Annotated in this window: 12 protein-coding genes; 9 read left to right on the top strand and 3 right to left on the bottom strand. The window is 75.8% G+C overall.

What is annotated here, in order from left to right:
• The first annotated feature begins 106 nt into the window (after positions 1 to 106).
• Positions 107 to 1105, top strand: a complete 999-nt coding sequence (locus RM609_RS02595) for a DUF6528 family protein (RefSeq protein ID WP_311607508.1) — start codon at positions 107 to 109, stop codon at positions 1103 to 1105.
• Positions 1106 to 1122: 17 nt separating this feature from the next.
• Here the strand turns inward: RM609_RS02595 and RM609_RS02590 are convergent, their stop codons facing one another.
• On the bottom strand, positions 1123 to 2307 hold the full coding sequence (locus RM609_RS02590) for a hypothetical protein (RefSeq protein WP_311607507.1): 1185 nt from the start codon (positions 2305 to 2307) through the stop codon (positions 1123 to 1125).
• Positions 2308 to 2625: 318 nt separating this feature from the next.
• On the opposite strand from RM609_RS02590, the gene RM609_RS02585 reads away from it, so the two are divergent.
• Positions 2626 to 2997, top strand: coding sequence for a hypothetical protein (locus tag RM609_RS02585; protein WP_311607505.1), 372 nt, complete (start codon positions 2626 to 2628; stop codon positions 2995 to 2997).
• Positions 2998 to 3079: 82 nt separating this feature from the next.
• On the opposite strand, the gene RM609_RS02580 is transcribed toward RM609_RS02585, so the two are convergent.
• Both RM609_RS02580 and RM609_RS02575 read right to left on the bottom strand, forming a co-directional pair.
• On the bottom strand, positions 3080 to 3985 hold the full coding sequence (locus RM609_RS02580; protein ID WP_311607504.1) for a hypothetical protein: 906 nt from the start codon (positions 3983 to 3985) through the stop codon (positions 3080 to 3082).
• Between the two features lie 105 nt (positions 3986 to 4090).
• Positions 4091 to 4420, bottom strand: a complete 330-nt coding sequence (locus RM609_RS02575) for a DUF6233 domain-containing protein (protein WP_311607502.1) — start codon at positions 4418 to 4420, stop codon at positions 4091 to 4093.
• 375 nt (positions 4421 to 4795) lie between these two features.
• Here RM609_RS02575 and RM609_RS02570 point away from each other — a divergent pair, with 375 nt between their 5' ends.
• The 7 genes from RM609_RS02570 to RM609_RS02540 all read left to right on the top strand — a co-directional run bounded on the left by RM609_RS02570 (position 4796) and on the right by RM609_RS02540 (position 13620).
• Positions 4796 to 5278, top strand: a complete 483-nt coding sequence (locus tag RM609_RS02570; protein ID WP_311607500.1) for an NADH-quinone oxidoreductase subunit B family protein — start codon at positions 4796 to 4798, stop codon at positions 5276 to 5278.
• Positions 5279 to 5392: 114 nt separating this feature from the next.
• Positions 5393 to 7441 carry a proton-conducting transporter transmembrane domain-containing protein gene (locus tag RM609_RS02565; protein WP_311607499.1) on the top strand — a complete coding sequence of 683 codons (2049 nt, stop codon included), beginning with the start codon at positions 5393 to 5395 and terminating at the stop codon, positions 7439 to 7441.
• A complete protein-coding gene (locus RM609_RS02560; protein ID WP_311607498.1) occupies positions 7438 to 8400 on the top strand; it encodes a respiratory chain complex I subunit 1 family protein in 963 nt (320 codons plus the stop codon). The genes RM609_RS02565 and RM609_RS02560 overlap by 4 nt, the downstream gene beginning before the upstream one ends.
• 6 nt (positions 8401 to 8406) lie before the next feature.
• The gene (locus RM609_RS02555; protein ID WP_311607497.1) at positions 8407 to 9141 is read left to right on the top strand and encodes a hypothetical protein; all 735 of its coding nucleotides are present in this window, start codon (positions 8407 to 8409) and stop codon (positions 9139 to 9141) included.
• Positions 9138 to 11024 carry a proton-conducting transporter transmembrane domain-containing protein gene (locus tag RM609_RS02550; protein ID WP_311607495.1) on the top strand — a complete coding sequence of 629 codons (1887 nt, stop codon included), beginning with the start codon at positions 9138 to 9140 and terminating at the stop codon, positions 11022 to 11024. The genes RM609_RS02555 and RM609_RS02550 overlap by 4 nt, the downstream gene beginning before the upstream one ends.
• Positions 11025 to 11027: 3 nt before the next feature.
• Positions 11028 to 12560 (top strand): hydrogenase large subunit, encoded by a 1533-nt coding sequence (locus RM609_RS02545; RefSeq protein ID WP_311607494.1) that lies wholly within the window; start codon positions 11028 to 11030, stop codon positions 12558 to 12560.
• A gap of 118 nt (positions 12561 to 12678) precedes the next feature.
• Complete coding sequence (locus tag RM609_RS02540; protein WP_311607493.1) at positions 12679 to 13620, top strand: threonine/serine dehydratase; 942 nt, start codon at positions 12679 to 12681, stop codon at positions 13618 to 13620.
• Positions 13621 to 13733 lie beyond the last annotated feature (113 nt).

The raw sequence follows: 13733 nt of genomic DNA, 5'->3' as shown, positions 1-13733 counted from the left end.
ACGCCGGGGAAATCACCCGTCCGGCCCACGCCCAGGCGGGGCCGTTCGCGTGACGCGCGGGCGTGGTGCCGCGTCCGTCCGGGGGCACGGCCCGACGCTGTGCGTCGTGAACACAGGGGTGAGCGGGCCGCTGGCCGTCCTGCTGGCGGCGGCGCTGACATTCGCGGCACCGGGCGCGGCGGGTGCCCGGGCGGGACGGGCGGGGGAGCGCGCGGCCGCCGCGCCGATCGTGGCGGCCGACCAGGCGACACGGTCCGTGTACGTCCTGGACTCCGCGCGGACGCGGTGGGACGCCCAGGACGAGGGCGATCCGGGGGTGCTCTGGTCGTGGAGCGCGGACGGGCGGTCCGAACTGTCCGACCTGGACCCCGGCACGACGTGGACCAACCCGAGCGAGGTCAAGTTCCGGTCGCTGAACGGCAGACGCTATCTGCTGGCCACGGCCTCCGGCGGACTGGCCGCCGTGGTGGGCTACCCGGACCGGGAGGTGTACTGGGCGGCCGACACCGGCACCGGCAACGCCCACAGCATCGACCTGCTGCCCGACGGGAACGTGGCCGTGGCGGCGAGCACCGGCGGCTACGTCCGGGTGTACGCGGCCTCCGCCGGTTCGCGCGCCACAAGCCACGCGCAGACGCCGCTCCCGGGGGCCCACGGGGTGCACTGGGACCCGCGCACCCGGCTGCTGTGGGCGCTGGGCAGCCGGCAGCTCGTCGCCCTGCGGGTGGACGGCTCCGCCGCGGAGCCCGAGCTGACCGTCGTCCGGCGCGTGGCCCTGCCCACGCGGGGCGGGCACGACCTGGCGCCCGTACTGGGCAGGCCGGGGCACCTGTGGGTGACCACGGCGTCGGCGGTGTATCAGTACGCGACGGACGAGCAGGCGTTCGTCGGCTATCCGCTCCAGTCGAGGATCAGCGGCCCGGACGTCAAGAGCATCGGGGACGACCCCGCCACGGGCCGGATCCTGCTCTCCCGCCCCGAGCCGGGCCACTCCTGCTCGTGGTGCACCACCACGCTGGTCCTCTACCGCCCGGACGGCACCCGGACGATGCTGCGCGGCGGCATGTACAAGGCCCGCTGGTGGACGACCCGGCGCGGCGAGTGAGGGAACGGGGCGCGCCCCTAGCGCGACCCCACCGGCGGCATCTCCCCCGTCAGGCGCGCCCGTACGTCGGCGGTGGCCTCCTCGCTGTCCGGAACCCGCTCCCACAGCGCGAGCAGGGCGGGCGCCAGCAGGGCCGCGCGGTCGCCGCTGTGCTGCCAGCAGTAGTGGGCCCGTTTCAGCGCGGCGAGGGCCTCCGCGTCGGCCGGGCCGCCCCGGTCCAGCCGGTGGGAGGCGGCCGAAAGCCACAGCTCGGCGGCGCGCGGATGGTCCCCGGCGAGGCGGGAGAGGTCGGCCCGTACCTCGATCCAGAGGCAGGCCTCGGGGCTGTGGGGGCCGTGGCGGCGCAGCGCCTGCTGCTCCCAGGCGGCGGCCATGGCCGCCGCCTCGTTGTGCCGCCCGGCGTGGGCGGCGGCGAGGACGGCGGGCAGCGGATCCTCCTCCTGCCGCGCCGGCGCGGGCACGGCGCCGGCGGTGGGCGCGGAAGCGGGCGCGGCCGGGGGCACTGTGCCGCGCGGCGGGGCCGCCCGGTTGGCGAGGACGGGCCCGGCGCTGCCGTACGCCAGGGCCAGGAAGCCCTCGGGCAGCGTGGCCTGAGTCAGCGCCAGCTGGTGCGGCAGCGCCGGGTCGAGGACGGGCCCGGCCGCGGGGTTCCCGACGGACAGGGCGGTGAGGAAGGCCCGGGTGTAGGGGCCGGCCTCCAGCGAGGGCTTGGCCGGAGTGGGGGTGATCATCCCGTGGACGGCCAGGCCGTCGGCGAGCCGGCCGTCGTGGGCGGCGGCGGTCACATGCGGCCAGGCGTGGGCGTCGGCCTCCGCGTCGACGAGGAGCAGCGTCGGGCCCGCGTGCTCGCGCAGGGTCCGGGTGAGCCACTCCCAGGGCAGCCCGGTGTAGCGGACGGTCGCGGCGGTGCTCTCACGGAGCGCCAGGTGGAGTTCGGTGCTGCGGCGGGCCGGGACCATCAGATGGCCGGTGATCCAGATCAGCAGCGGGCCGGGCACCCGGACGGCGTCCTGGAGGTAGGCGAGGACGCTCTGGGGGCCGGCCATGGCGGGGAGCTGCACCACGTCGGCCGAGGCGGCGGCGAGGAAGCCACGGGGGTTCGCTCCGGCGATCGCGTGGGCGGTCGGGTTCGGCAGGGCGCCCCGCCGCCGGTCGGGGGTGCCGTCCAGCAGCAGAACACAACCATGGGTCGGCTGATCCAACGCGTTCTTCCTTCCGGCCGTTTCGAGAGCCCATGACGCAAGCCCGTGACGCAACTCTAGGCTCCGGTCCGCGCGCCGCGGCCCGCATTCCCCACCCCTGTCCTGCCCCTGACGCCGCCAATCCCGACATGGCCGTACTTATGGTCCGCGCGCGGTCTGTGCCCCTCCGGGGCCGTGGACGCGCCCTGCTGGGCGGTGTCCAGGTGTGCGGATAATGGATGCGCCCCGCGGCCCGCGGAGCACTGAAAGCCACAGCACCAGACACAGGGGGCGCGGATGAAGCACGAGCGGAATCACGACGGACGGTACCGAGGCCGGATGGCCCGCAGAATGTCGGCCGTGGTGGCCGTGGTGCTGGGCGCCGTCCTGATGGCGACGCCTGCCACGGCGGCGAGCTCCTCGGCGGGCACCGCGCGGATCGTCTCCGCCGCGGCCGCCGAGGCCGGTACGGCGGCGGTGGGCACGGGCGCCGCGGACGCGTCGCAGGGCCACCAGGTCGTCGCCGCCTCCCACAAGAAGCACGGTCACACGACGCTGGCCAAGGACAAGAAGAAAAAGAAGAAGGGCTTCTTCGCGAAGCTGGGCGTGGCCCTGCTCATCATCCTGATCCTCGCCTTCCTGTTCGTGGTGGCGGTGATCGTGCTGGTGATCTTCATGATCCGCCGGGCCTTCAAGCGCCGTCGTTCCTGACCGGCCCGGTCGTCCTCCCGCCGAGCGGGGCCCGCCGTCGCGGGCCCCGCTCGGCTCGTTCCCGGCTCGGCTCGTTCTGTGCTCAGCTCGTTCTCGCGACCCAGGCCAGTGCCAGCCACGGCGTGGTGGCGCTCGCGGCCGCCAGGGCCCAGCCGGTCTCCGTGTCGGGGAAGCCGATGAGCAGGGGCAGGACGAGCCCCGCCCCGCACACCAGGAAGAGCGCGGCGGGCAGATGGACCCAGGGCTCGAATCGACGCGCGTAGCGGACGCCGGGCTCCCGGCGGTGGAGGGCCAGGCCGGTGACGAATCCCGCCGCGAGGGCGAAGGTCCAGATCAGCGGCAGCGTGATCATGCGGCCGGCGAAGGTGCCGATGTCGTTGCCGGGTGCCTGACGGGCCCCCAGCTCGGGCCGGTCCGGCACATAGATCAGCTCCACCGTGCGGCCCGCCTCGGGCCTGCCGCTGGTGTGCACCTCCTCGACGGTCACCTGCCGGGCGCCCGAGGCGAAGGGGACGGTGGCGACGATCGTCGAGGCGTACTCGTCGGTGTCGTTGATCTCGACGTCCGTGGGGCGCGGCTCACCCACGATCCGCTCCACGCGCACCTCGCCCGTCACCCCGCCGGACCGGGCCGCCGTGGCGAGCCACTTGCCCTCCGCCCCGTCGGGCCCCACGCCCTGGCACAGCGCGGCGGCGCTGGTGAGCGCGATGCCGAAGCCCAGCGCCCAGCAGAGCAGCCGGGACGGCCGCGGCTCGGGCCAGGGCTCGTAGCGCCTGCGCCAGGTCTTCTTCCGCAGGGCCTTCCGCCGGTGCGCGCGGACCAGCAGCGAAGCGAGGATCCAGCCCCCGGCGCACACGGCGGTCGCGCCCATCAGCCCCAAATGATGCCGCTTGGGCGGCAGTTCCCGGAACGGAGCCGCTCCGAGCAGGACGGTCGCGTACCCGGTGAGCAGCGTCGCCCACCCCGTGAGGCGCGTCCACACCCTCATGCCCTACTTCCCCCACCCGCCTAATTGATCTTGAGGGGGACAGCGTAATGGGGTGCGCCCACTGTTCGCTCACGGGCGGTGGGACGGGGGCGGGGTGACGGTTGGTCACTCGAAGGGGACGAGGAACCTCTCGGGCTCGCAGGCGTCGCAGAACCGGACGTCGAACTTGGCCGCACGGTCGCGGGCCTCCGCGGTGGTCAGGGTGTCCTCACCGCCCCGGGGCACCCAGCAGCCCGCGTGGTGCAGCTCCTGGAGGGTGCCGCCGGGCCGGCGGTGGACGGTGACCGGCCAGATCGCGTCCTCGAGGTCGTGGCGCCACTCGCCCTTGAGGCGCTGGAGCGCGACCTCGCGCACCCAATCCCGTACGGAAAGGCCGCATTCCAGCGCGGCGGCCTCGATTCGGACGAGTTCCTCAGCAGTGAAGAGGGTCTCCATGAGGCGGGACAGTAGCAGCGGAGGACTCCGGGCGAGCCCGGTTCTGGGCAATGGCCCATGGTGCTGACCTGTGGGCTTGACCAGCGGAAACGGCATCTGCTCGGCGATGGCGACGATCGGCCGGTCATACGATCCGCAGCTCCGGCCGCCTTTCCCCCGAGTGGCATAGGACGCGGGTCTATCCAAAGATCTCGACCGCCGGTACACGCATCCCCGGCCTCTTGGCCATTCCGTTATCACCTGTCCTCGTGAACGCCCGGTACTTCCCGGCGGACGGGCCCCGGGCCCCGTAACCCCGGAGGGGGGTGCGGCCGTTTACTGCTCAGTCCCACGGCGCGGCGGTACCGGGCGCCGGGGAGTTCCGAGGGAGGCGGCATGGGCCTGCTGCGCAAGATCCGCGACACCGGACGGGTGGCGGAGGCCGCCCCGCCACCACCCACCGCCGCCCCGCCGCGCGCCGCGCGGGACCTGGGCGGTTCGGTCCAGGTCCGCTGCGTGGACGCGGGTTCGTGCAACGGCTGCGAGATCGAGATCGCCGCCGCGTTCGGTCCGGTGTACGACGTCGAGCGGTACGGCGCCCGCCTGGTGGCCTCGCCCCGGCACGCCGACGTCGCGCTCGTCACCGGCCCGGTGACCCGCAACATGGCCGAGCCGCTGCGCCGCACGGTCGCCGCCATGCCCCGGCCCCGCCTCGTGGTGGCCGTCGGCGACTGCGCCATCGACGGCGGGGAGTTCGCCGGGGGATACGGCGTCGAGGGCGCGGTCGCCGATGTGGTGCCCACCGACCTGGAGGTGCCGGGCTGCCCCCCGGAGCCGGAACGGATCGTCGCCGCGCTGCGCAGGGTGACCGGGCGGTGAGCGGTACGACGACGGGGGGCGAGCCCCCGGGTTCGCCGGTGGGCGGTTTGTGCCCACCCGTTCCGCCCTGCGGAACGATTGCCCACAAACCGCCTGGATCCCGGGGGCGGTGACGTGAGCGTCATCGGACACGCCACCGCGGCGGCAGCCGCCTGCGCCGGCGCCGGGGCGCTGTGCGGGGCGGCCCTGCCGGCCCGCGCCCGCGTCGTCGCGTCAGGCATCTGCACCGCCGGCACCGGCGCAGCCGGCCTCGCGGCCGGCACCGCCGCGCTGCGCGGCGCGCGCTGGTCGGTCTTCCTGCCCGGCGTCCTGCCGCCCACCGGGGTCCACCTGGCCGTGGACGCCCTGTCCGGCCTGTTCATGGCCGTGGCGGGCGGGGTGATCCTCCCCGTGGCCGTCTACGGCATCGGATACGCCGCCGGGCACACCGGCCACGGAGCGGCCTCCCGCACCGCCCAGGCCGTACTGCCGCTCTTCGCGCTCACCCTGCTGCTCGTCCCGGCCGCCGCGTCCGTCTGCTCCTTCCTGCTGCTGTGGGAGCTGATGGCCCTCACCTCCCTGCTGCTGGTCCTGGCCGGGCACCGGACCGGCCCGCCCTCCGCGCGGGCGGCGGTCCGCGCGGCCGGGCTCTGGTACGGCGTCATGACCCAGCTCGGCTTCCTCCTGCTCCTGGCCGGCACCGCCCTCTTCGCCGCCCGCGCCGGCGGCGAGACGTTCACCGCGCTGCGCGACGGCGCCCATCAGCTGCCCTCCGCCGTCCGCGGCACGGTCTTCGTCCTGACCGCCGCCGCCTTCGCGGCCAAGGCGGGCGCGGTGCCGCTGCACCCCTGGCTGCCCCGCGCCCACCCCGAGGCCCCCAGCCACGTCTCGGCGCTGATGAGCACCGCCATGGTCAACCTCGGGATCTACGGTCTCGTCCGCACCGGCTTCGACCTGCTGGACGGCGGGCCGCGCTGGTGGTGGCTGGGCGTCCTGGCCACGGGCGCGCTCTCCGCCGCGTACGGCGTCCTCCAGGCCGCGATGGCCTCCGACCTCAAGCGGCTGCTCGCCTACTCCACCTCCGAGAACCTCGGCCTCGCCCTCATCGGCGTCGGCGCCGCCGGGCTCTTCGCCGATACCGGCGGCGGCGCCCCCGCCGCGCTGGCCCTGGCGGCCGCCCTGCTGCACCTCGTCAACCACGCCGCCTTCAAGAGCCTGCTGTTCTGCGCGGCGGGCTCGGTGCTGCGGGCCACCGGCCTGCGCGACCTGGACCGTATGGGCGGACTGCGCTCCCGGATGCCCGTCACCGCGGGCCTCTTCGCGCTCGCCGCGCTCGGCGCCGCGGCCCTGCCGCCCGGCAACGGCTTCCTCGGCGAATGGCTCCTGCTCCAGTCCCTCATCCACGGCCTGGCCGTACCCGGCCTGGTCACCGCCCTCGTGCTGCCCCCGGCCGTCGCCGTGATCGCCCTGTCCGCCGGACTGGCCGCCGCCGTCTTCGTCAAGGCACTCGGCGTCGCCTTCTTCGCCCGGCCACGCGGCCCCCGCGCCGCCGAGGCCCGCGAGAGCCCCCCGGCCGTGCTCGCCGGGATGGGCCTCCTCGCGGCCCTCTGCGCCGCCCTCGCGCTCGTCCCGGGCGTCCTCGGCGACGGGCTGTCCGCGGCGGTCGCCGCCGCGGGGCTCGCCGACGGCCCGCCGCTGACCGGCGGCCCCCTCGGCGTCCGCCTGGACCGCCTCGCCACCACCCTGTCCCCGCTGTGGGCGGTCTGCGCGCTGACGGCCTGTCTGGTCACCGCGGCCGCGCTCGCCCGGCTCGCCGCGCGCCGCCGCCGGCGCCGCAACGCCCACCTGTGGGACTGCGGCGGCGGCGCGCCGACCCCCCGCATGGCCTACACCGCCACCTCGTTCGCCGAGCCCCTCCAGCGGGTCTTCGACCGGGTGCTGGTGCCCGAACAGGACGTCCGGGTGACGGCCGCCCCCGAGTCCGCGTACCTCGTCGAACGGGTACGGTTCCGCCGCCGGGTCCCCGACCGCATCGAACACCGCCTCTACCGGCCACTGCTGGAGGCCGTGTCCGCCCTGGGCCACGCCTCCCGCCGGCTGGCCACCGGCAGCGTCCACCTCTACCTCGGCTACGGCTTCTGCGGCCTCGTCGCCCTCCTCCTCGTCCTGGCGGTGCGCCCGTGACGGGCCACACCGCCGCCGGGGCGGCCGCCATGTGCGCCCAGGTCGTGGCGGTCGTCGCCGGGGCGCCCCTGCTCACCGGGCTGATGCGGCAGGTACGGGCCCGGATGGAGGGCCGGGCCGGGGCGGGCGTCCGGCAGCCGTGGCGAGACCTGCGCAAACTGCTGCGCAAGGAGCCCATCACCCCCACCGGCACCGGCCCGGCCTTCCGCGTCGCCCCGGCGCTGCTGGTCGCCACCACCGCCGTGGTCGCCGCGCTGATGCCGCTGGCCAGCACCGCCACACTCGCCACCGGCCGGTCCGACCTCATCCTCGTCGTCGCGCTGCTCGCCCTGGGCACCGTGGCCCTGGCCCTGGCCGGGCTGGACACCGGCACCGCGTTCGGCGGCATGGGCGCCTCCCGGGAGATGACCGTCGCCGCCCTCGTCGAACCGGCCATCCTGCTGGCCGTGTTCGCCCTGTCGCTGCCCGCCGGCTCCACCGACCTGGCCGCCATCGTCTCCGGCGGCCTGCGCGACGCGGACCGGCTCGCCTCCCCGTCCGGGCTGCTGGCCACCGCCGCCCTCGCCCTCGCCGTGCTGGCCGAGACGGGCCGGCTCCCGGTCGACAACCCCACCACCCACCTGGAACTGACCATGGTCCACGAGGCGATGGTCCTGGAGTACGCGGGCCCGGACCTCGCGCTCGTCGAACTCGGTGCCCAGATGCGGCTCGCCGTCCTGCTCGGGCTGCTGGCCACGCTCGCCGCGCCCTGGGGCATCGCCACGACCGCCGCCCCGCTCGCCGTCGCCCTCGCCATCGCGCTCCTGGCCGTGAAGGTCGCGGTGCTGGGCGCCGCCCTCGCGGCAGCCGAGGTGTGCTGGGCCAAGGTCCGGCTGTTCCGGGTCCCCGAACTGCTCGCGGGCTCCCTGCTGCTGGCCCTCCTCGCGGTGACCGCCTCCTACTTCCTGACGGGAGCGTGACCAGCCGTGCCCGGCACCCACTACGCCCAGCTCCTCGACCTGGTCTGCGGCGCGTTCCTGCTGGCGGCCGTGGTGGTGCTCTGGCTGCGCCAGCTCGCCTCGATCGTCCGGGTGTTCGCCCTCCAGGGCGTGGCGCTCGCCGGCATCGCCGCCCTCCTCGACGGGCACGAGAGCCGCTGGGAGCTGCTCGCGGTCGCCGTCGGCATCGGCCTGCTGCGCGCCGGGCTGCTGCCCCTGCTGATGCGGCGGGCCCTGACGGCCGTCGCGACCGGCCCCGCGCCGGCGGCCGGTGGGGCGGCGGCCGGCGGGGCGGGCCACCACTACGCGGAGGACGTCAGCGAGGCCCACGAGACACAGCCGCTCGTCAACGTCGCCGCCTCCCTGCTGAGCGCGGCCCTGCTGACCCTCCTCGCCTACGCCGTCGCCAGGCCCCTGGTCGCCCTCCACCCCACGCCCGCCACCCGCGCCCTGCCGGTCGGCCTGGCCGTCGTCCTCATCGGCTTCTTCGTCCTGGTCACCCGGCGGCGCGCCCTGGCCCAGGTGGTCGGCTTCCTGCTCCTTGACAACGGCATCACCGCCACCGCGTTCCTGGCCGCCTCCGGGGTCCCGCTCATCGTCGAGCTCGGCGTGTCCTTCGACGTGCTCCTCGCGGTGCTCGTGCTGGGCATCCTCACCACCCGGATGCGGGCCGCCTTCGGCGGGACCGGCATCGACGACCTGCGGGAGCTCTGCGACCGATGACGCACTCCACGACCTGTGTGCTGCTGCTGACCGCGCCGGTGGGGGTGCCGTTCGCGGTGTCCGCGGTGTGCGGGGTGTCCGCGGCGGGGGCGCGGCCACGGGCCGCCACGCCCGAGGGGGTCCGGCCGCCCGCGCAGCGTGCGCGCGCCGAGCGCGCGCACGCCGCCGCCGGGGCGGCGGCCGCGCACCGCGCGCCGGGTGAGGGACCGTCCGCCCCCGGACTCGTGGAGCCCGCCGGCCCCGGCCGGGGCCGGCCGCGGCGCGTGCCCGGCGCGCCCGGTCCGGGCGACGGCCCCGCGACCGGCATGCTCCCCGGGGCTCCGCCCCGGACCCCGGCCCGGGGGCGCCGGACGGGCTGGACGGCAGCCGCGCGCCGCCTGACGGGCCGGGGGCGGTCCGCCTCCGCGTCCCCGGAGCGACACCCCGGCCGGGGCCGGGACCTGCCGGGGCCCGGGGCGGAGCCCTCACGCGGCGGAGCCGCAGATCGATACGGCCGGGAAAGGGCGGGTCAGGGGAGAACCAGCCGCTTCGCCACCCCGTGGCTCGCCCTCCTCTCTCCCCTCACCGTCCTCGCCTGCGCCGTCGCGCTCGCCCGGACCGTCACCCGGCACGGCCCCGTCGCCGCGTACGGGCTGCGCGCCGACGCGCTCAGCGTGTGGATACTGCTGACCGTCGGCGCCGTGGCCGTCCTGGCCTGCGCGGCGTCCGGGCCCGAGGCCCGGACCGCGCGGCGCTACCACGCCCTGGTCCACGCCTTCCTCGGCACGCTCGCCACCGCCGTGCTCGCCGCCAACCTCGGGGTCGTCTGGATCGCGATCGAGGCGACCACGATCCTCACCGCGTTCCTGGTCGGCCACCGCCGCACCCGGGCCTCCGTCGAGGCCGCCTGGAAGTACGTGCTGATCTGTTCGGCCGGCATCGCCCTGGCCTTCCTGGGAACCGTGCTCCTCTACTACGCGGCCCGCCGCGCCGGGATCCCCGAGGCGTCGGCGCTGGACTGGCCGGCCCTCGCCGCCCGCGCCGGGGAGCTCGACCCGGCCGTCACCCGGCTGGGCACCGGCCTGATCGTCCTCGGCTTCGGCGCCAAGGCCGGGCTCGCCCCGCTGCACGCCTGGCTCCCCGACGCCTACGGCCAGGCGCCAGCCCCCGTGTCGGCGCTGATGTCCGGCGTGCTGTCCGCCGTCGCCTTCACGGCCCTGCTGCGCTACAAGGTGATCGCGGACGCCGCCCTCGGCCCCGGCTGGACCCGCGCCCTGCTCACCGCGACGGCCCTGCTCACCCTCGCGCTGGCGGCTGCCCTGCTGCTGGCCCAGCGCGACCACCAGCGGATGCTGGCCTACTCGAGCATGGAGCACATGAGCCTGATCGCCCTCGGCGCCGCCGTCGGCGGCCCACTCGCCGCCTCCGCGATGCTGCTGCACATCATGGGGCACGGGCTGGCCAAGGCCGTTGCCTTCCGTACGGCCGGGCACGTGCTGCGGCTGCGCGACACTAGCCGGATCGGCCGGGTGCGGGGGCTGCTGGCCCAGGCGCCCGGCGTGGGCGCCCTGTTCGCGCTGGCCGTGCTCGCCCTGCTGGGGCTGCCGCCGTTCGGCCTGTTCGCCGCCGAACTGGGGCTGGTACGGGCCGGGTTCGCGGCGGGCATGGGCGCGGTCATGGGGATCGCGCTGCTCCTGCTGCTGGTCGCGTTCGCCGCGCTGGGCGCGAGGGCGGCCCGGATGCTGCTGGGCCCGCCGCCCCTGCCGGGGCCACCCGCGCGGCTGCCCGCCTCGGAGGCGATCCCGCTGGCCGGCGGGCTGCTGCTGTGCGCGGCCCTCGGCGTGACCACCGGACCGCTCACGGGGCTGCTGGCCGACGCCGCGGCGATCGTCGGAGGGCGGTGAGCCATGGAGTCGCTCGAGACGGGCACCGGATCACGGACCGTCACCGTCACCGACGCCGCCGAACTGCCCGCGCGCTTCGCCGAACTGCTGCGCGCCGGCCACCGCCTCGCCCTGGTCGCCGCCCACCACGACCCGGCCCACGGCGACCACGACCGCGCCGTACGGGTCGTCCACCTCTTCGTCTCCGGCCCGCCCGACACCCGTACCGAACTGCACGTGCGCCTCGACCCCGACGCGCCGGAACTGCCCACGCTGGCCCGGCTCTCCTTCCCCGGGGGCCGGTTCGAGCGGGAGACGCGCGACCTGTACGGCATCGTCCCCCGGGACCACCCGCTGCCCCACCGGCTCGTGCGGCACTTCCACTGGCCGCGCGGCTGGTACCCGATGCGCCCGGACGCGGGACCGCCCCCGCCGTTCGCCGAGCCCGAGGGCCCGTATCCCTTCCTGGAGGTCGAGGGCGACGGCGTCTACGAGATCCCTGTCGGCCCGGTGCACGCCGGGCTGATCGAGCCCGGCCACTTCCGGTTCTCCGTGGTCGGAGAGACGATCATCAAGCTCAAGGCCCGGCTGTGGTTCACGCACAAGGGCGTCGAGAAGCTCTTCGAGGGCCGCACCGCCGGGCGCGGGCTGTCACTGGCCGAGCGCGTCAGCGGCGACACCGCCGTGGGACACGCGCTGGCCTACTGCCTGGCCGTGGAGGAGGCCCTCGCCGTCCGGGTAACCGACGCCGCCCGTCGCGCGCGGGCGCTGCTCCTGGAACTCGAACGCCTCCACAACCACGTCGCCGACCTGGGCGCGCTGTGCAACGACGTCGGCCACGGCGTGCTCAACGCCCAGGCCCAGCGCGTCCGGGAGGAATTGCTGAGGCTCAACCGGGAGGTCACCGGCCACCGGCTGCTGCGCGGCGGCGTCGTCCTCGGCGGCGCGGAGCTGCGCTCCGTGCCCCGCCCGGAGCGGATGCGGGCGCTCGGCGAGGACATCCGCTCGATCGTGGAACTGGCCCTGGGCCACACCACCGTCCGCGACCGCTTCACGGGTACGGCCCGGCTCACTGCCGGGGCCGCCCGGGACCTGGGCTGCCTCGGCTATGTGGCACGGGCCAGCGGCCTGGCCGCCGACGCGCGCCTCGCCCATCCGCTGTACGACTACGGCCCCGCGCTGCGCGTCCCGGTCCACTCGGGCGGCGACGTGCTGGCCCGGTTCCTGGTCCGGGCGGAGGAGATCGACACCTCGCTGGCCCTGATCGAACACCTCACGGACGGCCTGGCGCCGGGCGCCACCGTGGCCCATCCGCCGGAGGCCGACCCGGCGGCCCCCGGCCCCCGCTCGGGCGTGGGGCTCGTCGAGGGCTGGCGCGGCACGATCGCCACCCGCGTCGAGCTCGGCCCGGGCCCCGTACTGAGCCGGGTGAAGATCGTGGACCCGTCGTTCTTCAACTGGCCGGCGCTCCCGGTGGCCCTGGCGGACACGATCGTCCCGGACTTCCCACTGGCGAACAAGAGCTTCAACCTCTCCTACGCGGGGAATGATCTCTGATACCGCATCAGGACCCGTATCCCGCCGAATGACCGGTAAAAGCAGGGCCGTCCGGCCCGGCGGCCACCGGAAACGATCCCGTACCGTGGAGTGATCCGTTCATTCGAAGGAGCAGGCCGTGTGTGATCTCACCTATGACGACATCAAGCGGGCCGCCGACCGGCTGGCCGGGCGCACCCGGCCCGTCGCCGTCGTCGAGGGCGACGACGGCGTGTGGCTGGCGCTGGAGCACATGCAGCACGGCGGCTCCTTCAAGGCGCGCGGCGCCTACAACTTCCTCGCCTCCCACCGCGAGGCCGGCACGCTGCCCGAGGCCGGTGTGACCATCGCCTCCGGTGGCAACGCCGGGCTGGCCTGCGCGTGGGCCGCCCGGCTCCAAGGCGTGCGGGCCACGGTCTTCCTGCCCGAGAACGCCCCCCACGTGAAGGTGGCCAAGCTGCGCGGCTACGGCGCGGACGTCCGCCTGGTGGGCGCCGAGTACGCCGAGGCGCTGGCGGCCTGCGAGGAGTTCGCCGCGACCACCGGCGCCCTGGCCAGCCACGCCTACGACCACCCGCTGATCGCGGCCGGGGCGGGCACGCTCGTCGACGAGATCCGGGCCCGGGTTCCCGGGCTGGACACCGTGGTCGTCGCGGTCGGCGGCGGCGGGCTGTTCTCCGGCGTCGCCACCGCCGCCCGCCACCACGGCGTACGGACCGTCGCCGTCGAGCCCGAGGGCTGCCGCACGCTGAACGCCGCGCTGGAGGCCGGCCGGGTCATCGACGTGCCCGTCGACTCCGTCGCCGCCGACGCGCTCGGCGCCCGCCGGGTTTCGCGTACCGCCCTGGCCATCGCCCGGGACCCCGGTGTGCGTTCCGTGCTGGTGCCCGACACCGCGATCGTCCGCGCCCGCCAGGCCCTCTGGGACGACCGCAGGCTGGCCGTCGAACACGCCGCCGCCACCGCCCTCGCCGCCCTGGCCGGGGGAGCGGGCGCCGCGTACGCGCCCGCCGAGGGCGAGCGCGTGGCCGTGGTGGTCTGCGGCGCCAACACCGACCCCAGCGACCTCGTACGACGCTGAGGAACCAGGGGTACGCCCCCTGCCATCACCGCGAGGAATGAAGGGCGTTCACCCCTCTTCCGCCCATTGCGGACGGTCCGCTAGAAAAGCGGCAGTCGTATGGACGGGGGAGC

The organism is Streptomyces hesseae, from assembly GCF_031845785.1.
In the GTDB taxonomy this organism is placed as follows: Bacteria; Actinomycetota; Actinomycetes; order Streptomycetales; family Streptomycetaceae; genus Streptomyces; species Streptomyces hesseae.
Note: the sequence above shows the minus strand (reverse complement) of the source record. Positions and strands in the feature narration are given on the sequence as shown.

Bases quoted from the DNA above. Each gene is read 5' to 3' on its own strand.
- RM609_RS02585 (WP_311607505.1), top strand. From the start codon at position 2,626: ATGGCCCGCAGAATGTCGGCCGTGGTGGCCGTGGTGCTGGGCGCCGTC.
- RM609_RS02580 (WP_311607504.1), bottom strand. From the start codon at position 3,985: ATGAGGGTGTGGACGCGCCTCACGGGGTGGGCGACGCTGCTCACCGGG.
- RM609_RS02575 (WP_311607502.1), bottom strand. From the start codon at position 4,420: ATGGAGACCCTCTTCACTGCTGAGGAACTCGTCCGAATCGAGGCCGCC.
- RM609_RS02570 (WP_311607500.1), top strand. From the start codon at position 4,796: ATGGGCCTGCTGCGCAAGATCCGCGACACCGGACGGGTGGCGGAGGCC.
- RM609_RS02550 (WP_311607495.1), top strand. From the start codon at position 9,138: ATGACGCACTCCACGACCTGTGTGCTGCTGCTGACCGCGCCGGTGGGG.
- RM609_RS02545 (WP_311607494.1), top strand. From the start codon at position 11,028: ATGGAGTCGCTCGAGACGGGCACCGGATCACGGACCGTCACCGTCACC.